This window comes from Natronosalvus amylolyticus, from assembly GCF_024298845.1.
GTDB classification, from domain to species: domain Archaea; phylum Halobacteriota; class Halobacteria; order Halobacteriales; family Natrialbaceae; genus Natronosalvus; species Natronosalvus amylolyticus.
The window spans coordinates 3,148,251-3,168,275 of record NZ_CP101156.1 but is presented as its reverse complement, the minus strand read 5'-3'; the positions used below and the strand labels follow the sequence as shown (position 1 = coordinate 3,168,275).

The 20,025-nt window shown below is 62.2% G+C and carries 22 protein-coding genes; 12 read left to right on the top strand and 10 right to left on the bottom strand.

All coding sequences use genetic code 11. From position 1 onward, the window contains the following. Positions 1 to 81: 81 nt before the first annotated feature. The 3 genes from NLK60_RS14825 to rdgB all read left to right on the top strand — a co-directional run bounded on the left by NLK60_RS14825 (position 82) and on the right by rdgB (position 1,762). On the top strand, positions 82 to 834 hold the full coding sequence (locus NLK60_RS14825; RefSeq protein WP_254808547.1) for a fumarylacetoacetate hydrolase family protein: 753 nt from the start codon (positions 82 to 84) through the stop codon (positions 832 to 834). Positions 835 to 903: 69 nt separating this feature from the next. Beyond that, entirely contained in the window at positions 904 to 1,104 is a 201-nt protein-coding gene (locus NLK60_RS14820) for a hypothetical protein (protein ID WP_254808546.1), read from the top strand. 73 nt (positions 1,105 to 1,177) lie between these two features. Further along, positions 1,178 to 1,762, top strand: coding sequence for an RdgB/HAM1 family non-canonical purine NTP pyrophosphatase (gene rdgB, locus NLK60_RS14815; protein WP_254808545.1), 585 nt, complete (start codon positions 1,178 to 1,180; stop codon positions 1,760 to 1,762). 103 nt (positions 1,763 to 1,865) lie between these two features. On the opposite strand, the gene NLK60_RS14810 is transcribed toward rdgB, so the two are convergent. Continuing rightward, positions 1,866 to 2,078 (bottom strand): YgaP family membrane protein, encoded by a 213-nt coding sequence (locus tag NLK60_RS14810; protein WP_254808544.1) that lies wholly within the window; start codon positions 2,076 to 2,078, stop codon positions 1,866 to 1,868. Between the two features lie 141 nt (positions 2,079 to 2,219). On the opposite strand from NLK60_RS14810, the gene NLK60_RS14805 reads away from it, so the two are divergent. Both NLK60_RS14805 and NLK60_RS14800 read left to right on the top strand, forming a co-directional pair. Then, complete coding sequence (locus tag NLK60_RS14805) at positions 2,220 to 3,065, top strand: SDR family NAD(P)-dependent oxidoreductase (RefSeq protein ID WP_254808543.1); 846 nt, start codon at positions 2,220 to 2,222, stop codon at positions 3,063 to 3,065. A gap of 66 nt (positions 3,066 to 3,131) precedes the next feature. Further along, positions 3,132 to 4,466 (top strand): metallophosphoesterase, encoded by a 1,335-nt coding sequence (locus NLK60_RS14800; protein ID WP_254810499.1) that lies wholly within the window; start codon positions 3,132 to 3,134, stop codon positions 4,464 to 4,466. 59 nt (positions 4,467 to 4,525) lie between these two features. Here the strand turns inward: NLK60_RS14800 and NLK60_RS14795 are convergent, their stop codons facing one another. The 4 genes from NLK60_RS14795 to NLK60_RS14785 form a co-directional block, all read right to left on the bottom strand. Continuing rightward, positions 4,526 to 4,999: a DUF7384 family protein gene (locus tag NLK60_RS14795; protein WP_254808542.1), complete on the bottom strand. Its 474-nt coding sequence runs from the start codon at positions 4,997 to 4,999 to the stop codon at positions 4,526 to 4,528. After that, positions 4,992 to 5,126 carry a hypothetical protein gene (locus NLK60_RS19565; protein WP_256530379.1) on the bottom strand — a complete coding sequence of 45 codons (135 nt, stop codon included), beginning with the start codon at positions 5,124 to 5,126 and terminating at the stop codon, positions 4,992 to 4,994. Before NLK60_RS19565 ends, NLK60_RS14795 begins: the two co-directional genes overlap by 8 nt. A 55-nt stretch (positions 5,127 to 5,181) precedes the next feature. Continuing rightward, positions 5,182 to 6,285: a putative sulfate/molybdate transporter gene (locus tag NLK60_RS14790; protein ID WP_254808541.1), complete on the bottom strand. Its 1,104-nt coding sequence runs from the start codon at positions 6,283 to 6,285 to the stop codon at positions 5,182 to 5,184. 153 nt (positions 6,286 to 6,438) lie between these two features. After that, on the bottom strand, positions 6,439 to 7,308 hold the full coding sequence (locus NLK60_RS14785) for a dihydrodipicolinate synthase family protein (protein WP_254808540.1): 870 nt from the start codon (positions 7,306 to 7,308) through the stop codon (positions 6,439 to 6,441). Positions 7,309 to 7,488: 180 nt separating this feature from the next. Here NLK60_RS14785 and ncsA point away from each other — a divergent pair, with 180 nt between their 5' ends. After that, positions 7,489 to 8,457: a tRNA 2-thiolation protein NcsA gene (gene ncsA, locus NLK60_RS14780; protein WP_254808539.1), complete on the top strand. Its 969-nt coding sequence runs from the start codon at positions 7,489 to 7,491 to the stop codon at positions 8,455 to 8,457. Between the two features lie 16 nt (positions 8,458 to 8,473). On the opposite strand, the gene NLK60_RS14775 is transcribed toward ncsA, so the two are convergent. The 4 genes from NLK60_RS14775 to NLK60_RS14760 form a co-directional block, all read right to left on the bottom strand. Beyond that, positions 8,474 to 8,788 carry a hypothetical protein gene (locus tag NLK60_RS14775; protein ID WP_254808538.1) on the bottom strand — a complete coding sequence of 105 codons (315 nt, stop codon included), beginning with the start codon at positions 8,786 to 8,788 and terminating at the stop codon, positions 8,474 to 8,476. Positions 8,789 to 8,906: 118 nt separating this feature from the next. Beyond that, complete coding sequence (locus tag NLK60_RS14770; protein WP_254808537.1) at positions 8,907 to 9,800, bottom strand: type II CAAX endopeptidase family protein; 894 nt, start codon at positions 9,798 to 9,800, stop codon at positions 8,907 to 8,909. Positions 9,801 to 9,886: 86 nt separating this feature from the next. Continuing rightward, complete coding sequence (locus tag NLK60_RS14765) at positions 9,887 to 10,615, bottom strand: DUF7847 domain-containing protein (protein WP_254808536.1); 729 nt, start codon at positions 10,613 to 10,615, stop codon at positions 9,887 to 9,889. 189 nt (positions 10,616 to 10,804) lie between these two features. Next, positions 10,805 to 11,557 carry an IclR family transcriptional regulator gene (locus tag NLK60_RS14760; RefSeq protein ID WP_254808535.1) on the bottom strand — a complete coding sequence of 251 codons (753 nt, stop codon included), beginning with the start codon at positions 11,555 to 11,557 and terminating at the stop codon, positions 10,805 to 10,807. Between the two features lie 284 nt (positions 11,558 to 11,841). Between NLK60_RS14760 and NLK60_RS14755 the strand changes: the two genes are divergently transcribed. The 6 genes from NLK60_RS14755 to NLK60_RS14730 all read left to right on the top strand — a co-directional run bounded on the left by NLK60_RS14755 (position 11,842) and on the right by NLK60_RS14730 (position 18,392). Continuing rightward, positions 11,842 to 13,212, top strand: coding sequence for an ABC transporter substrate-binding protein (locus NLK60_RS14755; protein ID WP_254808534.1), 1,371 nt, complete (start codon positions 11,842 to 11,844; stop codon positions 13,210 to 13,212). A gap of 20 nt (positions 13,213 to 13,232) precedes the next feature. After that, the gene (locus NLK60_RS14750) at positions 13,233 to 14,261 is read left to right on the top strand and encodes a carbohydrate ABC transporter permease (protein WP_254808533.1); all 1,029 of its coding nucleotides are present in this window, start codon (positions 13,233 to 13,235) and stop codon (positions 14,259 to 14,261) included. Further along, positions 14,261 to 15,097 carry a carbohydrate ABC transporter permease gene (locus NLK60_RS14745; RefSeq protein WP_254808532.1) on the top strand — a complete coding sequence of 279 codons (837 nt, stop codon included), beginning with the start codon at positions 14,261 to 14,263 and terminating at the stop codon, positions 15,095 to 15,097. Before NLK60_RS14750 ends, NLK60_RS14745 begins: the two co-directional genes overlap by 1 nt. 61 nt (positions 15,098 to 15,158) lie before the next feature. Continuing rightward, positions 15,159 to 16,280: an ABC transporter ATP-binding protein gene (locus tag NLK60_RS14740; protein ID WP_254808531.1), complete on the top strand. Its 1,122-nt coding sequence runs from the start codon at positions 15,159 to 15,161 to the stop codon at positions 16,278 to 16,280. Further along, positions 16,281 to 17,429: a galactonate dehydratase gene (dgoD, locus tag NLK60_RS14735; RefSeq protein WP_254808530.1), complete on the top strand. Its 1,149-nt coding sequence runs from the start codon at positions 16,281 to 16,283 to the stop codon at positions 17,427 to 17,429. A gap of 141 nt (positions 17,430 to 17,570) precedes the next feature. Continuing rightward, on the top strand, positions 17,571 to 18,392 hold the full coding sequence (locus NLK60_RS14730) for an SDR family NAD(P)-dependent oxidoreductase (RefSeq protein WP_254808529.1): 822 nt from the start codon (positions 17,571 to 17,573) through the stop codon (positions 18,390 to 18,392). Between the two features lie 109 nt (positions 18,393 to 18,501). Here NLK60_RS14730 and NLK60_RS14725 read toward each other — a convergent pair whose 3' ends face one another. After that, positions 18,502 to 19,821 (bottom strand): polysaccharide deacetylase family protein, encoded by a 1,320-nt coding sequence (locus tag NLK60_RS14725; RefSeq protein ID WP_254808528.1) that lies wholly within the window; start codon positions 19,819 to 19,821, stop codon positions 18,502 to 18,504. Positions 19,822 to 20,025: the final 204 nt, after the last annotated feature.

Below are 20,025 nucleotides of genomic sequence, written 5' to 3'. Positions count from 1 at the left end.
ATACCATTCAATTACGAACGAATAGGGGGCACCAGCGACGCCGATCAGCAGACATACGTCGCTCGCCTCGAGTGGTTCCGTATGCGACTCGCGAGATTACTGACGCCGGCAGGACCCGTATCCGGACGCCTCACGGTTGGCGACGCCGCGCCCGAAGACGACTATCGCGGGGCCGTCCTCCACGCGGACGACGGCACCTACGAGGTCGGCCGTGACGGACGATTGCTCCCGCCGTGCGAGCCGTCGGCGCTGTACTGTGTCGGCCGGAACTTCGCCGAGACCCTCGAGCAGATGGATTACGAACGCCCCGAGGAACCGGATTTCTTCATCAAGCCCCCGGCCTCCCTCATCGGGCACGGCCAACCGATTCCGTCTCCCGAGTTCACTGACGAGCTGACGTACGCGGGTGAACTGGCGGCCGTCATCGACCGACGCTGTCGAGACATCGAGCCCGAAGCAGCTTCCGGTTTCGTCCGAGGATACACGATCATTAACGACGTCGACGCCCTCGACCAGCAGGGCCGAACGGCCCGAAAGGCGTTCGACGGGTCGGGCCCGCTGGGACCGTGGCTCGAGACCGAGGTCGATCCGACCGGCCTCGAGATGTGGACCGACGTCGCCGGCGAGCGCCGACAGGAGGCCAACACCGAACTGATGTTGTTCGACCCGTACGAGGTTATCGCCTTCCTCTCCGAACGCTTTACGCTCCGTCCCGGCGACGTCATCGCCTTCGGCAGCCCGGCTAATCCTGGCTTGCTCGAGCGAGGCGATACCGTCGAGATCACCTACGACGGCGTCGGAACCCTGCGGAATACGGTCGTCTCGAGTCGGTAGTTCCATTCCAGCGTAGTTGCTAGCCCCGTTCATCGCCGATTACTCATCCGAAGCGAGTGCGTACCAATAGTGTCGGTCGCCGTTGGCGTCGCTATGGACCCCGACCTCGGCTTCACGCTCCCGGTGATCGGCATGGCCGTCGGCCTGACGACGGTCGTCGTCGGTATCTTTCTCGAGGGATTTGGCCCGATACTGATCGTCGGCCTCGCCATTGCACTCGGCTCGATTGCCTTGTTAGGACACACCGTTGCAGCGGCCGCAGTAGAGTAGCTGTCGCGGCGTCTGGAACCCACGACGAACCGGTATCGACGGCGCTTTGGGGCTCCCCCACCCCGGTTCCGGTATGCACACGCTTCGGTTCGTCACGGGAAACGAGGGAAAGGTCGAGGAGGCACAGGCGTACCTCGATGGACTCGCCACCGTCGAACAGGTGGGCTACGACTACACCGAGATTCAACACGACGACCTCGAGGAGATCGCGAAACGCGGGGCTCGAGAGAGCTACGACGCTATCGCCGCCACGGATGACGAGATAGACGGCGTTCTCGTCGACGACACGGGGCTGTTCGTCGACGCGCTGGGCGGCTTTCCCGGTCCGTACTCGGCTTACGTCGAGGGAACTGTCGGCGTCGAACGGGTCTGGGAGCTCGCCAGTGCGGAGGAGAACCGACGGGCGCACTTCCGAACGGTACTGGCCTACGCGGACGAAGACGGCGTCGAAACGTTCGAGGGGTCGGTGGCCGGCACCCTCGTCGAGCCACGAGGCGAGGGCGGTTTCGGTTACGACCCGATATTTGCGTACAACGGCCAGACGCTCGCGGAGATGACTGCCGCGGAAAAAAACGCCATCTCCCACCGCGGACGGGCGCTAGCAGCGTTTGCCGACTGGTACGCCGATCGAACGGAAGAGACGACGGACGACAGCTAGCTTCGACTCGTGAATCAGTCCGTTGGCCACTCGAGGGAGTATCGGCAACATACCCTCCGGTAACGGGCTCCCACGGGTGTCTGATGAAACCCAGGAATCGCTCTCACTCGGACGTGTCGATACCGACGGCCTGGTTGACCGGACATTTTCTCGTGGTACCCGTGACCAGCAGGATAGCACCGACCAGGACGGCGATCACGCCGACCCCGAGCCCGATTCCCCAGTACCCCGCGAGGGCGAGGGCACCCGCTGCAATCAACAGGATGCCGATAGCGATACGTCCCGTACGGTCGAGACCGCCAACGTTCGTCTCCATACTGGAATCACCACTCGAATCTACGGCCTCGAGAATAAAATATCCACCCCGGTGCCAGGGGTATCCGAACGAGGCCGAGATCGAACACACCGTCTGGAAGCCGGGGTAGCCATTTTTCTCCTCGAGGCCACAACTGAACCTATGACGAATCGAGCATCGGCCTCGAGCGAGGCGACCGATAGAGACGCTACCGCACGGCCTCGGAGGGCCCTCGTCACCGGCGGCAGTCGTGGCATCGGCTACGCACTGGCAGCCGAGTTCGCCGCCGACGGCTACGATCTGGTGCTCACGGCTCGAGATCGCGACCGACTCGAGGGGGCGGCCACCCGACTCCGCGATCGGTTCGGGTGTGCGGCGACGGCAATAGCTGCCGATCTCTCGGATCCAGAGGCACCACAGGCCCTCCACGACCGGATATCGGACGCTGTGGGCCACATTGACGCACTGGTGAACAACGCCGCTATCGCCACCTACGGGCCGTTCGCCGAAAGCGATCTCGAGGCCGAACGCGACCAGCTTCGAATCAACGTCGAGGCACCGATGGCGTTGACGCGACTGTATCTTCCGGCGATGCTCGAGCGAGACGACGGGATGGTGCTTACGGTAGCGTCCACGGCAGCCGTGCGTCCGGGGCCGACGATGGCGGGATACCACGCGAGCAAAGCGTACCTGCTCTCGTTTACGGAATCGATCGCTGCGGAGTGTCGCGAGACGGGCGTCACCGTCACCGCGCTCTGTCCGGGGCCGGTTTCGACGAGTATCCACGACCGCTGTGGGCGGGGTTCGACGTGGCTCGAGCGCCGGTTTATGTTCACACCGCAACAGGTCGCCGCGTCGGGATACCGGGCAGCCAAACGCGGTGATATCGTCTTCGTCCCCGGCTACCGAAACCGCGTAATACCCGTACTCTCGAGGCTGTTACCCAGCTCACTCAGACGTCGGCTCGGACACTGGGTGACGACCCCAGGTGTCGTTCCCTGGCGGTAAGACAACAGTTTCCCAACAGGCGAAAGAAGAAAACACCTTTTGATGCTCGAGGACTTCGTGGGAACGATGGCAACCCACACCGATGATCGGGTCTACTACGTGATCAGCGACCTGCACATCGGCGGTGACGAACAACTCGAGCACGTCGATTTTCTCCCCGAGCTCCTCGACTTCCTCGAACGACTGGAAAAAACGGACGAAGACGCCGAATTGATTATCAACGGCGACGCGTTCGGACTCTGGGAGTTCACGACGGTTTCGGGCATCGAGAAGTTCGACGTACTCGAGGAAACCTACCAGGAACTGTTCGAGCAGTTCCGTGCGACCGGCGAGAACGTCTCCATTACGCTCTTGCCCGGCAATCACGACCACGAACTGGCCGCCTACGACGAGTACGTCGAGCGCTTTGCCGAGTACAACGTCGACCTGGTTCCCGAGCAGTCGATCAGCCGGGAGGTTGGCGAGCAGGCGATTCACTTCGAACACGGACACCAGCGCGACGACAACAACCGAATCGAAGACTGGGGCAACCCACACGCGACCCCACTCGGCTACTACTACAACACGCTCGTGACGAGTCGGGCAGGGAAGCTCTCAGACCGCGGCCGGTACAACTGGCTGAAAAACGTCCAGGCGGTCACCCCAACCGAACGGATGCCGGTCTGGCTGTTCTCGAAGTACTTCTACCGGGAGATGAACCCACTGCTCCGATACTCGCTGGTCCCGTTTTTGCTGTTGTTCAACATCAGCGTCCTGCTCGCGATACTAGCGGGTCTCGACCTGGTCGGCATCTGGTCGACGCCAGTCGAAGCGGCAACCGAGTTCCTCGGACAGTTCGGTCGAGCGGGCACCGTCGCCTGGTTCGTGCTCGCCACGAACGTCGCGGTGGCCGGACTGCTCGTCCTGGTCGGCATTCCGCTGCACTTCATCCGCCGCGACATCAAGAAGACAGTCAACCGATTCGGCGTCTTCGAGACCGACCTGACGGTCGACCCCGAAGCTCCCTACGAGGATGCCGCTCGCGAGGTGTTCGATGCGAACCCGGAGACCACCATCTTCTGTTTCGGCCACACCCACCGACCGATGATCCAGGAACTCGAGGGCGGTATCCTCGTGAACAGCGGCACCTGGCTGCGACGACTCCACCGGCGCGACGGCATCATTGGCCTCCTTCCACCGGTGTTCTATCCGAGCTATCAGCTCTCGGCGGTCCGCATCGCCCCGGAAGACGAGGGCGTCGCCGTCGAGTTCGAAGAAATCAAGAAGCCGAGTCCCGCCGCCGAAGAGCTCACGCGCACCGAGCGGTTTTTCACCGTCGGCCGCGAGCCGATTCCAGAGCTTCCGGATCGGTACGTGGTCCCAACGGAGACGACCGCCGAAGCGCTCGAGGCATCGGATTGAGGGAGGGCGCTGTTTCAAAAAAGTATGTCACTCGAGCGGGTCGGTTTCGGTAAAGTATGTCACTCGAGTGGGTCTCGATCAGGACCGGGATAGGTCCCACCGACGACGGCTTCGTACAGGCTTTCCGGGTCGAACAGCGTGGCGAAGGCATCCGGAGACCGGATGCTGACCGACACCCGCGGTTGGAGTGTCAGTCCGGCCTTGGCCGAACGCAACCCCTCCTCGTACGTGAGCAGGTGTGCCGCGTTTCCGCGGTAGGCAGACGCCAGCGCTGGATGATCCTCGGGCGGCTGTTCGACGCGAACGCGGTCGGGCTCGAGACGCTCGCGGTGAGCCGCCGCGAGATCGCTATCTGCGAGCGACGTGACGAGCGTCTCGGTTGCTGTGAGCAGTTCGTCGCTGGCGACGAGTTCGACCCACTCGTGACGCCGGACGTGGTCGAGGGCTGCTCTGGCATCGCCGTCGACGAACAGGTCCGCCGCCAGGACGTCCGTATCGGCGACCACTCGAGCCGGATTCGGCCGGTCAGGCATCGTCTCGCTCACCTCCTTCGGTCGCTTCGGCACGGAGTCGTGCCCTCGTCGTTCGAATCGTCTCGAGGTCGACGCCGACCGCCTCGCCTCGCTCGAACAGGTCGCGCCACGCCAGCGTGTCAGTCATCGGTTGGCGTTCGTCCTCGAGGGTGAAAAATCGACATGGCCCGACCACGGCCCGGTTACCGGAACCGAACGACCAGTTGCCAGAGCACGACGCCGGCGACGAACGCCAACCCAACGTTCACGAAGAGACCGAGCAACCCGACGGTCACGGCGATTGCTCCGTCGCGATACGTCGAAAGCGGCGTCACTGCGGCACGACCAAGTTCGACACCGACGATGGCCAACAACACGCCCAGTAATGCCAGCGGAAACGCCGCCAGGAGAGCTCCGATAGCCAGCAGCGACAGTGCGAGATAGCCGACGCCGAGGATGACGTTCGCTCCAGCGGTCTTCGCCCCGAACGCGTACTTGCCTGCCAGTCCACCGCTGCCGTGACACATCGGAACGCCACCGAGAGGTACTGCCGCCAGGCAGGTAACACCCATACTGCGAGAGAGCCGATCCGACGAGAGCTGCCGGTCGTAGAGGTCTCCAGCGAGGAGCGCCGTTGCGATTGCGGCGTTCCCGATCGTCATCCCGAGCTGGGCAACGGTCGCCTCGAGTGCACCGACGGTAAGCGCGGGATTTCCGGCCGGAAAGAAGCTTGCCTCCGGGAGACGCAGGGCCGGAAAACCGGCGACGCTAACGGCCACCGCACCGCCAACGCCGAGAACGACGAGCGAACTTCCGTTTCGGAACCCGCCAATCCACAGCAGTGCGACGAGCGTTACGCCGCCGAGTGCAACGGGCAGCGACTCGAGAGACAGCCCGAACGCAGCCTGGAGCAACAGTAACGCCACCGCCAGTTGAATCCCGCGGACGACCGGTTCACCGACGACTCGCTCGAGTCGACCAACGAGCCCGAACCACCCAACGAGCAGCAAGACCCCGCCAGTGAGCAATCCGGCGGCGATCAGTTCCGGGTGGGAGAGCGCGCCGACGATTGCAAGGCCAACCAGCGCCTTCATCGGCTCGAGCGACATCGGCATCCCATAGAACAGTCCCCAGACGATCTGAAAGATGCCGAACGCCAGAAAGACGTGGGCCAGCGAGACGGAGGTCGTCGCAGCGAGGGCGACGACCAGTGGCAATACCGTAATCGAATCCCCTAACGCACCCGTTAGTTCACGCGTCGAGAATTCGATAGCGGGTAAATCGACATACCCGCTATAGAGGGCCATTAGTGAACCTACAGGGGCACCAACCTTGAAAAATATCCGTAACAGCAAATGGTCAAAGAGGTAAGGTCGAGAAACTACTTTTGATTACTATAGCAGGAAGAGAGAAGACCGAACAGACCCACCGAAAGGCTCCGGAACCACGGCAGAAAACGGCTACGCCTCGAGTGCTCTCTCGAGCAAGGCATCGAGTTCGTCGACGACGACTTCGTCGACCGCCTCGAGTGGTCGGCGAGGGTTGCCGACGGACTGGCCGCGAAGGGAGAGCGCAGCTTTGACCCCCGGCACGCCGTAGCGAGAGGTGACCGCGCGATTGAGTTCTACCAGGTCCGCGTTCAGGGCTCGCGACCCGGCAGTGTCGCCACCCGTATGGCGTTCGTAGATCGTAGCGGCTCGCTCCGGGACGGCGTTCGCCACTGCCAGGATGCCGCCGTCGACGCCCGCATCGAGTGCCGGGGCGTAGACGCTTCCACTGCCGACGAGCACCGAGAAGTCCATGTCGTCGGTGAACCGGACCAGGCGTTGGACGGACTCGAGGCTCCCGCTCGAGTCTTTAATGCCGGCGATGTTCGGATGGGAGGCGAGTGATTCGACGGTTCTGGGGGCGAGTGTGTGACCCGTGAACTTGGGGACGCTGTAGAGGTAGATCGGTATGGGCGACTCCTCGGCCAGGCGTCGGTAGTACCGGCCGATCGCACCGTCGTCGCTGCCGTAGTACGACGGCGTGATGACGAGTGCCGCATCCGCCCCGACGTCGGCCGTTCGTTCGGTCGCCTCGAGCGTCGGTTCGTACCCCTCGAATCCAGTCCCCGCGAGAACGGGTTTTTCGGTCGCGTTCGCGACAGTTTCCGTGACACCGATTCGTTCCTCGAGGGTCAACAGCGGAGCCTCGCCCGTCGAGCCACAGGGGACGAAAAAGTCGATTCCGGCGGTCTCGAGCCAGTCGACCAGTTCCTCGAGTGTCGAGTGGTCTACGGTTCCAGCCTCGTCGAACGGCGTCGCGAGTGGAACGCCAGTGCCGTGCATGGCTGAGGCTATCTCGGGAACCACGATATATTATTGGTCACGGCAGCGCGTGCCGCCACTCGAGCAGTCGGCGTTGCCGCTACGTCAGCGTTGCCGTTACGTGAGTGTACCCAGCAGCGCGTGCCGGCCCTCGAGCGCAGAGCGAAACGCGTTTCCCCCGGAACCCGTTAGGTTCGCGCAATGAACTGTAATCGGTGTGCCGAACCGGCGGTGATGCACGCCGCCTACTCCGGGGCACACCTCTGTGAGGCACACTTCCTCGAGTCGGTCGAAAAGCGCGTCCGTCGACGGATTCGCCGGGACGATCTCGTGCCACGGTCGGCGACGCCCGACAATCCGCAAAAGTGGCTGATCGGCCTCTCCGGCGGCAAAGACAGCGTCGTTCTCACGCAAATACTCTACGAGACCTTCCACGAAGACCCTCGAATCGAACTGATCTGTCTCACCATCCACGAGGGTATCGAGGGCTACCGCGACAAGAGCCTCGACGCCTGCCTCGAGTTGACCGACGACCTCGACTTCACCCACGAGGTGCTGAGCTACGAAGACGAATTCGACGTCCGAATGGACCAGGTGGTCGAGGACGACCCCGAAAACATGGCCGCCTGCGCCTACTGTGGGGTCTTCCGGCGCGATCTGCTCTCGAACTACGCCGAGGATATCGACGCAGACCTCCTGCTGACCGGCCACAACCTCGACGACGAGGCTCAGACCGCGTTGATGAACTTTCTCGAAGGTGACGTCGCCCAGATCGCAAAGCACTTCGACGCCAGCCTCGGCCCGCTCTCGGAACGTCGCACTGGAGACGCGTTCGTCCCGCGAGCGAAACCGCTGCGTGACGTCCCCGAAAAGGAGGTGGCGCTGTACGCCCACCTCAGGGACCTGCCAGCCCACATCACCGAGTGTCCACACTCGAGTGAGGCCTACCGCGGCGAGATTCAGCAGTTGTTGTACGGCCTCGAGGAGAACCATCCCGGCACTCGACACTCGATTCTCTCCGGCTACGAAGAACTGGCTGGCATCGTCGCCGAGCGCTACGACGCCGATGGTGACGATCCGGACCTACGCGAGTGCACGGAGTGTGGGTCGACGACGACGCGAGAAATCTGTCGGAAGTGCTCGCTGCTCGAGTCGATTCAGGCGGTGTAGTCGCGTTCCGGAAAAGCTACCCTTCGTTCCCGCCGTCTCGGACCCGCCACCACTGCACCCAGAATCCGATAGCGACGAGCGCACTCCCGAACATGGCCAGTTCGACGACACGGCTGCGTCCTCCGGAGAGGTCGCGAAGCGCCTGACCGAGTCCGAACGCAATCCACATGAGCGCACCACCACCCCACAGGTGGAACTCGGCTGGCGTCAAAGCCCCTCGTCGATACCGGTAGACACTGAACACGAACGCGCCCAGCCAGGCCGTGACGAGGATGCCGCCGAGAACGAGAGCGGAGACGCCGAAGAGGTCCGTAAGTTGGAAGTCGGACATGAAACGAGGTGTCTCGGCTGACCATCAAAGTAGTTCCGAAAGGAGCGTTCGACATCCCCATTGGAGCGCTCGAGTGAAGCGAAGCTGCCAATGGTGCCGAATAGCGGGCGGTGGTCGGTTACTGACGCCGATTGGCGGGAACCCAGTCCGGTAACGGCCGCGCCGTGTCCCGACCACGCAGCGAATCCGCGCCGAACCATAGCACGACCGTCAGCGCGACGATAACAGTCCCGACGTGAGCGAATGGATACAGTTCGGGAGCAAATCCCATCGTCTCGCCAGTGAGGTTCCCGAGGAAGTGGAAAACGATGACTGCGAGGACGCTCCGTGCAGTATTGTTGTAAACCCACGTTCCAATGATTGCAGTCAAGACGATGCTTGGAAGCCACCACCACAGTTCCGGCTGGAACGTCGTCCCTTCGTAATAGCCGGGCATGTAGACCAGCGGAACGTGCCACAGCGCCCACACGGTTCCCAGAATCAGGCTACTCACGAACGCGCTCCACCGTGCCTGGAGTTGATCGAACCAGTAGCCGCGAAGGCCAACCTCTTCGATCGCCGGAAACAGGAACGCGACCGCCAGCAAGAACAACAGTGCTGCGGGGTCGAAGAGGCGGTCGAGGCCGATGAACACCAGCGGTTCGGCAGTGAACTCGATAAGGAGGGCGACACTAGCCATGGCGAGAGTAAACAGCGGATAGAACAGCAGGATGATCGGCCACCATCGATGACTGATCCGACCGACCTCGAACAGCCGCCGACGGAGGTCGACGAACCCAGCCCGCCCGTGGTTTGCCCACAGCATCACGATCCCGGCCAAGAGCGGACTCGAGCCGCCGATCAATAGCAACACCACGTTCGGGTACGTCCAGACGGACGCTTCTGAGACGACTACAGGTAGCCAGAAGAGATAGGCCCAGCCCAGATACAGCAGGGGGAACCCCCATGGCGCACTGGTACGTGCGAGTCTGACAGCACATCGAGAGAGCTGTCGTGAACGCAACCTGCTCATATCTGGACTTTTTCGAGAGGTTATTTGCCTGTGTCGGCAGTTCCAGTAGTCTGAAAAATACGCACCGGTCGACGGTTGACAGGGTACTAGGCTGGGGCTCCGGGCGTCGTTTCGCGGCTCTCTGCCATCTCGAGGGCCTCGAGACCCCGTAACTGGTCGTAGGCGCTGACGGTCGTCGCCAGCGTATAGACGGTGACGGCGGCGGCCGCAATCTGTCCAAGGAGTGCGCCAGCGATACCGAAGAAGGCCAGCGGCACGCTCACCGCGGCGAGGGCAACCGTGCCGAGGCCGACTACGGCGACGCCGAGGCCGAACAGGCGAAGACGATTGCCTCGAGTGAGGCGATAGCTTCGTCGGAATCCCTCGAGGGCGTTGTCGTCTTCGACGGCGACGAACACGGCCCAGTAATAGAGGCTCACGAGGACGAACAGGCCGGGAATCACGAACAGGACGGTTCCGGCAGCGACCAGTATCCCGAAGACGATACCGCCCACGATGGCGTTCAGTGTGGCGAACCCGATCTTGTGTCGGGCGAGTGCACGCGGAATACGCTCGGTCTCACCGGCAGCGAACGTTCGGAGGGCGACGATGGCGGCGGCGACGGTCCCGATGGCGAACACGAACGAGAGGACACCGGTGACCAGCCCCCACGCGCCGACCGCGGGCTCTGTCGTTCCGGCCGCCCCGAGTGTAGTCGGTGCGAACACGGCACTGGCGATCGATAAGGCGGCGAAGACGGCGACGAGCATCGCGCCCGCTCGAGTGGCGGTTCGGGTGTACCCGTCGGTCATCGCGTCGATGATGGGAAAGGTCATACCGGTAATTACGGGCCCGAAGGACAAATACTAGTAACCCGACAACACTCACGTATTCCGACGTTTGTAGGGTTTTAGAGAGGTTCTTCGAGGGAAAAGGCGTCCTCGAGATGTGTCATGTGTCGCGTTTCGGGAACGGAATCGGTTCCGAGCCACAATGCCTATGCCCGAGAAGAACAGGAGGGGGACTCAGTCGGAGAGAACCTCGAGTTCGATTGCTTTGGCCGTGCTCACCACGAGACCGGTGGTGTCCTCCTCGAGGCGTTTGCCCTGCATGCGGTCGGCGGGGCCGGAGACGCTGATGGCGGCGACAGGTTCGTCTTCTATGACGATAGCGCTCGCGACACACTGCCAGCCTTCTGTCTGTTCGCCTCGGTCGAACGCGACGCGTCGGTCGCGAATCGAGCGCAGTTGACTTCGCAAGGTGGCCGGGTCAGTGACCGTGCGTTCGGTCAGGGCTGGCAAACCGTGTCGGTCGATGAAGTCGTCGACGGCGTCGTGGCCGCGGTAGGCGAGAATCGCTTTCCCCGCCGCGGAGGCGTGAAGAGCAACGCTGCCACCTTCCTCGATCGGATGGTCCCCGTTGCCGACGCGGTACAGGTACACTCCGTGGTCGTCTTCGGGGACGACGAGGTTGACGCTCTCGCCGGTGGTCCGAGCCAACGTTCGCAACTTCGCTTTGGCAGCGACGTAGATCGGGTTGCGTTCGCGTGTGGCTAACCCGAGGCGGAGAAATCGATGGGTCAGCCGGTACTTTCCGTCAGTACTGGTGACGTATCCGAGCGTCTCGAGGGTCGAGAGATGGTTGTGAACGGCGCTTTTCGATCGGCCAAGTTCGGTCGCTAACTCGGTGACGCCAGCCTGCTCGCGCGTTCGAAGCGCTTCCACGATTGCAAACGACGTTGCCGTCGCCTGAACGGAAACGCCAGCATCTTTCCCCATCGTTCGTCTCTGATATACAGCACCCCATCTACAAAACCCTTGTTCTCCATAGCTGAACACCGTGACGTGGAGCGAGAATACATACACGATTTATCCTGTTGAACAAAGCGTTTTGCGGGAAATATTGCCAGTAACTGTCCCAGATCGAGGCATAATTGCTTATAAATAAGGCCTGTTTCCCTCTACAGAACACCGCAAAAGTGATAGACGTGATACGTTCACTGTGAGGCCCACCAAAATCTTTAAGTAGTGCTCACCATAGTGTGAGAATAGTCAGTGGGACAATGCCACGCAATAGCAACTACAGTCGACGACGAATGCTGATCGGTGCTGGGGCAGCAGGTGCAACCGCACTCGCAGGGTGTATCGGTACCGGTGACCCCGAAGACGACGATGGAAACGGCAACGGTGGAAACGGCGGCAACGGCGGTAACGGCGGCAACGGTGGCAACGGTGAGGCACCGATGGCCGACGATATCCTCGGCTGGGGATGGGACGTTGCAGCCCGTTCGATGCAACTCACCGCTGAGGAGTACAACGCAGCGCACGACGCCACCGTCACCGTTGAAGAGTTCGGTCGAGAGGCGATGAAAGACGATCTGCAGACGCGACTCGCCAGCGGCTCGGGCGCTCCCGACGTCTCGATGCTCGAGATGATCGACGGACCATCCTACATCGATACCGGCTCGGTGCTCGAGATCTCCGACCGAATCGAGGACGCTGGCGTATACGACGACTTCGTCCCCGGCGTGTGGGATGCACTGAGTGACGGCGACGACGTGTACGCGCTCCCGTGGGACATCGGCCCAACCGCCGTCTACTACCGTCGAGACGTCTACGACGAGCACGGTCTCGAGGCCGATGCCATCGAGACCTGGGACGACTTCATGGAAGAAGGCGAAAAGCTTCCAGACGACGTCTCGATGTTGAACCTGCCGCTGAACGACCTCGACGGAGCCTGGCGGTACCAGTTCCGCCAACTCGGGAACAACCCGTTCACCGATGACGGTGACGTCAACATCCACAACGAGGATTCGGTAATGATCGCCGAAATCATGAAAGAGCTCAACGACAGAGGGCTCGCCTCGACGCTCGACGGCTGGTCGACGGCCTGGTTCGGCGCCTACGAGAACGGTGATATCGCGTCGCTGCCGTCTGCCGCGTGGATGGAGGGTACCCTCCGGGACGAACTCCCGGGCACCGACGGCAACTGGGGCGTTTACAAGGTCCCCGCCCACGAAGCAGGCGGCCCGCGCGCCTCGAACTGGGGTGGCTCGAGTCTGATGATTCCCAACCAGATCGACGACGCCGAACGAAACCGCGCCTGGGACTACATCGAGTGGACCCTCGCGACCGAGGAGATGCAGCTACTCATGTACGACGAGTACGGCCTGTTCCCGGCACTCGAGACGACCTACGACGACGATGCCTTCGACGAGGAACTCGACTTCTTCGGTGGACAGGCAGCGCGACGAGTGTTCGCCGACGTCGCAGAGGATATGCCAGATTACCGGTTCTCCGAGGACACGCCAGAAGTCAGTGATGCTATCAACACGGAGTTCGAACGCATGCTCCGTGACGACATCGACCCCGAAGACGCTGTGCTGGCCGCTGCGGAGACCGTCGCCGAACGAACCGGCCGCGATCTGGCCTGAAACTCCTCTGGTCTCCCTTCATGTCAACACAGCATTCTGACGACGAGACGCCCGTCTCGAGCGACGGTGACCCGCTTCGACTGCGACTCTGGGATCGGATTCGATTCGCCAGACAGACGTACACCGAGCGGATGCCGAAGATCGAGAGCGTCGCATATCTGTTTATTTCGCCGTTTTTCGTCCTGTTCGGGCTGTTTCTGGCGTTCCCCATCGTCTACACGGTGTACCTCTCGTTTTTCGAGTACCAGAGCGTCAGCAGCGACAGCCTGTTCTGGATCGATCTCGGACCGCTATTCATCGACGTTCCACAGATTGCCGAGTTGCGGTTCGTCGGATTCGGGAACTACGTCCACATGGCCGGCGACAGCCTGTTCTGGCAGTCGATGTTCAACACGACGTACATCCTGCTGATTCAGGTGCCGATCATGATCGGGCTAGCACTCGCACTTGCGTTGGCGCTCAACGCGTCGTTCGTCCGGTTCAAAGGCTTCTTCCGAACGGCTATCGCGATCCCGGTCTCGGCGAACATCGTCGCCTACTCGACGGTCTTTTTGCTCCTGTTCAACGAGCAGTTCGGCTTCATCAACTACCTGCTTACGACGGTCGGCATCGAACCGATCGCCTGGCTCAGAGACGAGTTCTGGGCGCGAAAAACGATCATCGCCGCTGTCACCTGGCGATGGACCGGCTACAACATGATTATCCTGCTCGCGGGGCTACAGAACATCCCCCAACAGCTGTACGAGGCCGCCGAAATCGACGGCGCGAGTCGCTGGGAGAAGTTCCGGTACGTGACCCTGCCACAGCTGAAACCCGTGTTGTTGTTCGTCGTCGTCCTCTCGACTATCGGGACGTTCAAACTGTTCGCCGAGCCCTACGTCATCACCGACGGTGGCCCGACGAACGCGACGATAACCATCGTCCAGTACATCTACCGCGAAGCGTTCCAGAACTGGAACCTCGGCTACGCGAGCGCGCTGACGGTCGTCTTCGTGGCCATCGTCAGCGTCATCTCCATCATCCAGATCAAAATTGGGGGTGACGACTGATGCGCGAACAACGTCGCAAAGACGCCGTCTGGCAGTTCACGACCTACGTGTTCATCCTCGTGATGACGCTCGTGATGCTCGTCCCGCTCTACTGGATGATCGTCGCCGCGACACTCCCCCAGGAGCAGTTCATCCAGTTCCCGCCACGGCTGTACCCCGGAACGGCCTTTTTCGAGAACTTCGCTGCACTCCAGGAACGGACGAACTTCGTCCGCTCGATCTGGAACAGCGTCTTTATCGCCGTCGTCTATACCGTTCTCTCGATACTGCTGTGCTCGATGGCCGGATTCGCGTTCGCAAAGTACGAGTTCCGGTTCAAAGAGCCGATCTTCTATCTCATCCTGGCGACGCTCGTGTTGCCCATCCAGTTGCTGGTCATCCCGCTGTTCTTGATGATGTCCCAGATCGACTGGACTGATACCTTCAGAGCCATCATCATCCCGTGGCTGGCGAACCCCATCGGCATCTTCCTCATGCGACAGAATATGAAATCCATCCCCGACGCACTGCTCGAGTCAGCACGGATGGACGGCGCGACGGAGTTCCAGATCTTCTACCGGATCGCACTCCCGGCGATGCGCTCTTCGATCGCTGCACTCGCCATCATCCTGTTCCTGTTCCAGTGGGACCTGTTCCTCTACCCGCTGGTCATCCTCGAAACGTCGGCGAACTACACCATCCCCGTGGCCCTCTCCGGACTCGAGGGGACCCAGCGGGTGTACTACGACCAGATCATGGTCGCGACGAGTCTCGCGATCATCCCGCTGGCAATCCTGTTCCTGGTGCTCCAGAAACAGTTCGTCAGCGGCATTCTGGCCGGATCGCTCAAAGAGTAACCATGTACGCACACACCCCAACACGAACACACGACACGAAACCCACCCACGACCGAGACCCATGGCACGCATAACACTCACCGACCTCACCAAGGTGTACGACCCCGGCGGCGAAGCAGTCGTCGCCGTCGAGGACTGCAACCTCACCGTCGACGATGGCGAGTTCCTCGTCCTCGTCGGCCCGTCGGGCTGTGGAAAATCCACCACACTCCGGTGTATCGCCGGCCTCGAAGACATCACCGAGGGTCGCCTCGAGTTCGGAGACACCGACGTCACCACCTACAGCGCCAGCGAGCGAGACGTCGCGATGGTGTTTCAGAACTACGCGCTGTACCCCCACATGAGCGTCCGCCAGAACATCGGCTTCGGGCTCAAACTCTCCTCGAAACTCTCCTCGAGCGAGATCAACGAGCGCGTCGAGTCGGTCGCCGAGATGCTCGGCATTAGCGAACTGCTCGGCGACAAGCCAAAAGAGCTCTCGGGCGGCCAACAACAGCGAGTGGCACTCGGCCGGGCGATCGTTCGCGAACCGGAAGTGTTCCTGATGGACGAGCCCCTGAGCAATCTCGACGCCAAACTTCGGTCTGACATGCGCACCGAGTTGCAGGAACTTCAGCAGGACCTGGACGTGACGACGGTGTACGTCACCCACGACCAGACCGAGGCGATGGCGATGGGTGATCGAATCGCCGTCATGGACGGGGGCGTCCTCCAGCAGGTCGGTGCGCCGGAGACGGTGTACCGCGATCCGGTTAACGAGTTCGTCGCCGACTTCATCGGCTCACCGAGTATCAACCTGTTTACCGCCGAAGTCAACGGTTCGACCCTGCTCGGGCCCGGTGGGTTCACGTACGAACTCGAGGACGCCTCGCCGGTCGACGACTACGACCGGGTCCGTGTCGGTATCCGCCCCGAAGATATTCGACTGGTCGACGGTGGCCCTAACCGCGCGGAAGTGACCGTCGTCGAGCCGATGGGCAACGAGAACTTCTGTTACATGGAACTCGAGCACGTCGAGATGACGGCACGAATCAGTCCGACCCAGCGACCGACCGCCGGCGAGGAGGTCGCCTTCGCGTTCGACGAGGCCGCGCTGTACCTGTTCGACGCAGAGACCGGCGACGCACTGAAGACGAAAACCGACGAGGCACCCGAAAACATCCACACGGAGGTATCTACCTGAATGCGTATCACTGATTACGAACTGTTCGAAGTCCCCCCACGATGGCTCTTTCTCAAGCTGACCACTAGCGACGGCACCGTCGGCTGGGGTGAGCCGGTCGTCGAAGGGCGGGCCAAGACCGTTCGCACGGCCGTCGAAGAACTGCTCGACAACTACCTGCTGGGCGAAGACCCCAGTCGAATCGAAGACCACTGGCAGGCGATGTATCGCGGCGGATTCTATCGCGGTGGGCCCGTCCTCATGTCCGCCATCGCCGGCGTCGATCAGGCGCTGTGGGACATCAAGGGCAAGCACTTCGATGCCCCCGTCTACGAACTGCTCGGCGGTCGAGCCAGAAACCGCGTCCGCGTCTACCAGTGGATCGGCGGCGACCGCCCGCGGGATGTGGGCGACGCCGCCCGCGAGAAGGTCGACGAGGGCTTTACGGCGCTCAAGATGAACGCCACGCCCGAGTTCCGTCCCGTCGACAACCCGCGTGCTGTCTCGGACGCGGTCGACCGGATCGCCGCCGTCAGAGAAGCCGTCGGCGACGAAGTCGATATCGGCGTCGACTTCCACGGACGCGTCTCCAAACCGATGGCCAGACGCCTCGCGGCGGCGCTCGAGCCGTACGACCCGATGTTCATCGAAGAACCCGTCTTGCCCCAGCACAACGACGCGCTGGCGGATATCCGGGCAGCGACGACGACTCCCATCGCAACCGGCGAACGAATGTACTCCCGATGGGATTTCAAACAGATTTTCGAGGACAACGCGGTCGACGTCATCCAACCGGACCTCTCACACGCCGGTGGCATCACGGAGGTCAAAAAGATCGCCGCGATGGCCGAAGCCTACGACGTGTCGGTGGCACCACACTGCCCGCTCGGCCCCATCGCACTGGCCTCCTGTATCCAGGTCGACGCCTGCTCGCCCAACACGCTGATCCAGGAACAGAGTCTGGACATCCACTACAACGAGACGAGCGACGTCCTCGATTACCTGGTCGACCCCTCCGTGTTCGAGTATCGAGACGGCTACGTCGACCTGCCGGATGGTCCGGGACTCGGCATCGAAATCGACGAGTCCTACGTCCGCGAGCAGACCGGCGGCGTCGACTGGCACAACCCGATCTGGCGACACGACGACGGCAGCGTCGCCGAGTGGTAACATGACGGTGCCACGACTCGCTCGAGAAATCGATCCACGACCTCGAGAAACGAGCCGACACACACGCTCACGACCTCGAGGGACCGTCCCCACCGATTCACGCTCGAGCAACGATTCACACTCGAGCCACGGAGGGAGACGATGACCGAACGCCTCGAGTCCCCAACCGCAAACGCCGTCGAGGGGCGATTCGACGGGCAGACAGCCATCGTGACGGGGTCGACGCGCGGCATCGGTGCCGGTATCGCGGCCCGACTCGCCGCCGAAGGCGCGAACGTGGTCGTCACGGGGCGAACCGCCGAAGCCGGCAAAGCCGTCGTCGACGCTATCGAAGCTGACGGCGGCGAAGCCGTCTTCGTCGAAGCCGACATGCGAGAACCCGACGACATCGCGGCGCTCGCCGAAGCCACCGCCGAGACCTACGGCGGCGTCGACATCCTGGTGAACAACGCGGGCGTCCAGACCGAGACAGCCGTCGACGAGGCGTCGATGGACGACTGGGCGTTCGTCCTCGAGACCGACTTCCGTGCCTACTGGCTCGCGGCGAAAGCCGCCCTCGAGCACATGGACGAGGGGTCGATCATCAACATCTCCTCGAATCACGCCGAATCGACGATGCCGGGGCTGTTTCCCTACAACGCCGTCAAAGCCGGCATCAACGGGATGACCCGGGCCATGGCGCTCGACCTCGGTCCGTCGATTCGAACGAACACGGTCGCGCCAGGCTGGATCGAGATCGAACGGACCCGAGAAGAGTTGCCCGGCGGCCGCCTCGAGGAGGTCGAATCGATTCATCCGGTCGGGCGCATCGGTACGCCTGCCGACGTCGCCGGAGTCGTCGCGTTCCTCGCGAGCAAGGATGCCGCGTTCATCACGGGGTCGACGCTGCTGGTCGACGGCGGCCGCGGTGCCGTGCTGCAAGACGACACTCTCCCCGACTATCGACGCCTGAATCTCGAGTGAGACTCACGGATGGATACAACCCCTCCGTATCGGGCGACTCCCCCACCCGTCACCATACCGCATCCGAAAATCGAACCCCTCCCCGCACCCGTTTCGCTCCCAACGCCGATCAGAGCAGCTGTTCGTCTGCAATCGCCTGGGGCGTAACGACCTCGAGGTCGCCAGCCGACTCCAGTTCAGCGAGATACGAGAGCGTGTCCTCGAGGTCGACGTCCGAATCCGAGTCGACGTTGAAGAAGGCCAGGGTCGTAACGCCGCCCAGTTCGGCCGCGACGTCGAGGGCGTGACGTGCCTGATCTGCGTCGGGCTGTAAGCGACGTGAACACAGCATCGGGTTTTTCACGTAGCCGTGGCCCGGATAGCCCCCGGCGAAGGCCAGCGTGTGTGCGTCACCCGCAATCTCGAGGACGTCGTCGTCGTAGTAGCCGCCGGGATAGGCCATGAAGGCTGCCCCGTCCCCGTAGCCGTGTTCTTCGAGCCAGCCGACGGCTTCGGTGATCTCACTCGAGGGTGTTCGGTCACCCTCGAGCGTGGTCAGGTTGCCCCCGTGAGCACCGTTACTGCTGATCGTCCAGCCGGCGTCGTGGAGGTCGGCGACCTGGTCGTAGGTGAGTCGACTGCCGTCGTGGCTAGCCTCCTCTCGGAGACGACCCGTCGGGACGAACGCCGTGGCCGGATAGCCGTACTCCTCGAGCAGGGGCATCGCTTCCTCGTAGTGTGATTCGTACGCTCCGTCGAAGGTGAGCAGGACTTTGCCAGCGGATTTAGGGACGAAGTGTAAGTCGTCGACCCAGCCCTGGGCCGTTCCCTCACCCGCCCAGATGGAGATGTGAATCTCCGTGACTTCGGTCAGGTCGGGTGTGCCTTCGATGTACTCGACGCCGAAGGGGACGTGACGAATCGACATCCCGTGGGTTCGCTGTCGATAGACCACCTTGCTTCGGGACTCATCGTACAGCTGAATGCCGACGTTCGCTATTCCGTGCGATGCCACCGCGAGACCGGGAACGACCTCGCTACAATCCAGCGGCTCCTCGAGTTCGCGAACCATCCGGACCTGTTCGACGGACTCGTCGGCCTCGAGCAGGACCGATTGGGAGCCGACCACGCTGTAGCCGTCGTATGCACGGACGGATCCGGAAATCGTTCGCCAGTCGTCGAGGCTTTCGAAATCGTCGAACGTTTCAGCCTCGAGGGGGTCGTCGTTGCCGTTTTCGTCGCCGTTCTCGTCGCCGTTTTCATCACCGTTTTCGTCACCGTTGCCGTCACCGGTCCCGTTTCCGGTGCCGTTCCCGGTGCCGTTGTCATCGTTGCCGTTACCTGTGGACTCGTTTGCTGCGTCGTCGCCTGGACCGTCGGTCTCGCCGAAACCCATACAGCCGCCGAGGGCCAGTGCGCCTGCCGTAGCAAGATAGATACGTCGCTTCATTGCGCCGAAAACGAGTACCACGTGAGAGGGAGATTGTTATGCCCAGACTTGTCACCTCGTAGGCGAGCGGTTCCACCCATCGACGCGTACTCGAGTATCCACGTTGGCTGTCCCTGTATCCCCTCGAACGAGCGGTAAGTGGTCCATAACGAGCGTGCAGATGGTCTCGAGCGATGGGGCTCGGGTGGAACGTCTGCGGCCCCG

Excerpts from the sequence above, each read along its gene's own strand:
- NLK60_RS14825 (WP_254808547.1), top strand. The coding sequence starts at position 82 with ATGCGACTCGCGAGATTACTGACGCCGGCAGGACCCGTATCCGGACGC.
- rdgB (WP_254808545.1), top strand. The coding sequence starts at position 1,178 with ATGCACACGCTTCGGTTCGTCACGGGAAACGAGGGAAAGGTCGAGGAG.
- NLK60_RS14810 (WP_254808544.1), bottom strand. The coding sequence starts at position 2,078 with ATGGAGACGAACGTTGGCGGTCTCGACCGTACGGGACGTATCGCTATC.
- NLK60_RS14805 (WP_254808543.1), top strand. The coding sequence starts at position 2,220 with ATGACGAATCGAGCATCGGCCTCGAGCGAGGCGACCGATAGAGACGCT.
- NLK60_RS14800 (WP_254810499.1), top strand. The coding sequence starts at position 3,132 with ATGGCAACCCACACCGATGATCGGGTCTACTACGTGATCAGCGACCTG.
- NLK60_RS14795 (WP_254808542.1), bottom strand. The coding sequence starts at position 4,999 with ATGCCTGACCGGCCGAATCCGGCTCGAGTGGTCGCCGATACGGACGTC.
- NLK60_RS19565 (WP_256530379.1), bottom strand. The coding sequence starts at position 5,126 with ATGACTGACACGCTGGCGTGGCGCGACCTGTTCGAGCGAGGCGAGGCG.
- NLK60_RS14790 (WP_254808541.1), bottom strand. The coding sequence starts at position 6,285 with ATGGCCCTCTATAGCGGGTATGTCGATTTACCCGCTATCGAATTCTCG.
- NLK60_RS14785 (WP_254808540.1), bottom strand. The coding sequence starts at position 7,308 with ATGCACGGCACTGGCGTTCCACTCGCGACGCCGTTCGACGAGGCTGGA.
- ncsA (WP_254808539.1), top strand. The coding sequence starts at position 7,489 with ATGAACTGTAATCGGTGTGCCGAACCGGCGGTGATGCACGCCGCCTAC.
- NLK60_RS14775 (WP_254808538.1), bottom strand. The coding sequence starts at position 8,788 with ATGTCCGACTTCCAACTTACGGACCTCTTCGGCGTCTCCGCTCTCGTT.
- NLK60_RS14770 (WP_254808537.1), bottom strand. The coding sequence starts at position 9,800 with ATGAGCAGGTTGCGTTCACGACAGCTCTCTCGATGTGCTGTCAGACTC.
- NLK60_RS14765 (WP_254808536.1), bottom strand. The coding sequence starts at position 10,615 with ATGACCTTTCCCATCATCGACGCGATGACCGACGGGTACACCCGAACC.
- NLK60_RS14760 (WP_254808535.1), bottom strand. The coding sequence starts at position 11,557 with ATGGGGAAAGATGCTGGCGTTTCCGTTCAGGCGACGGCAACGTCGTTT.
- NLK60_RS14755 (WP_254808534.1), top strand. The coding sequence starts at position 11,842 with ATGCCACGCAATAGCAACTACAGTCGACGACGAATGCTGATCGGTGCT.
- NLK60_RS14750 (WP_254808533.1), top strand. The coding sequence starts at position 13,233 with ATGTCAACACAGCATTCTGACGACGAGACGCCCGTCTCGAGCGACGGT.
- NLK60_RS14745 (WP_254808532.1), top strand. The coding sequence starts at position 14,261 with ATGCGCGAACAACGTCGCAAAGACGCCGTCTGGCAGTTCACGACCTAC.
- NLK60_RS14740 (WP_254808531.1), top strand. The coding sequence starts at position 15,159 with ATGGCACGCATAACACTCACCGACCTCACCAAGGTGTACGACCCCGGC.
- dgoD (WP_254808530.1), top strand. The coding sequence starts at position 16,281 with ATGCGTATCACTGATTACGAACTGTTCGAAGTCCCCCCACGATGGCTC.
- NLK60_RS14730 (WP_254808529.1), top strand. The coding sequence starts at position 17,571 with ATGACCGAACGCCTCGAGTCCCCAACCGCAAACGCCGTCGAGGGGCGA.
- NLK60_RS14725 (WP_254808528.1), bottom strand. The coding sequence starts at position 19,821 with ATGAAGCGACGTATCTATCTTGCTACGGCAGGCGCACTGGCCCTCGGC.